This window comes from Parabacteroides massiliensis (assembly GCF_900155425.1).
Taxonomy (GTDB): domain Bacteria; phylum Bacteroidota; class Bacteroidia; order Bacteroidales; family Tannerellaceae; genus Parabacteroides; species Parabacteroides massiliensis.
In genome coordinates, this window is the sequence record NZ_LT700193.1 from 1 (window position 1) to 803 (window position 803).

The 803-nt window shown below is 55.8% G+C and carries 1 pseudogene; it reads right to left on the reverse strand.

What is annotated here, in order from left to right:
• Window positions 1–803: pseudogene (locus BQ9893_RS20830) on the reverse strand (hypothetical protein); the annotation flags it as partial.

An 803-nucleotide genomic window follows, 5' to 3' on the forward strand; every position in this document is an offset into this window, starting at 1 on the left:
CCCGGAACTTTCGGCCTTGGCTTTCGTATAGCTTTTCAATTCCCCTATACTGTCGTTTACCCTGTCAAATTTCGATACCTGCAGGGCGTCGCTGATCTCCAGGTCCATCTCCCCGGGAAGGTTTACCTTACGGGTGATCTTCGTAATGCGGCTCCTGCGGTAGCCGTCCTTTGGGAAATACTCGGCACTCTCCAAACGCACACGCCGGCCGACAAACAAATCGACTTCCTGCTGCTCGATCCACACATGATCGGTCGGAGCCTTGTAAGCGGCGATATCCAGCCAGTGGTCCTTGTTGTATTCGTCCACCGCAGTCGCAAATTCCTCCTCTGCCAGCCGGTAATACTTATCCGGCATCCGGATGTTCCAAAGGACATAGGTGTCCCCGGCCTTCGGGACGAGCTTGCCGCCCGGAAGCTGCGTATCATCACCGTAAGGCCAGATCGTGATGATCTCAAACTCACGGGTGGCGCTATCGAAATTCACCTCGAAATAATGGTCGTCCCCCTCTCCCAGCCCGGAAAGGTCACCGCTTTGGAAGGAGACGCGTTTCGTCTCACCGGCCAACTCATAATCGTTAGGATCGAAATCCATCCCGCCGTCCTTGAAGTAATAGACGGTAAAGGCCTTGCCCTCTTCATCCGTCACCTCCTCACTGCGGACACTGCTTACCGTGCCCACCCGCCGGGGATAGATATCGCTGAAGGCGGCCTGTTCGTAGTGGTCATAGATACCGTACTCGTCCACGCCCACCTCCACGTACTTCTTTTTTCCGGGGAGCATCAGACGGGGGCTGCCGTACT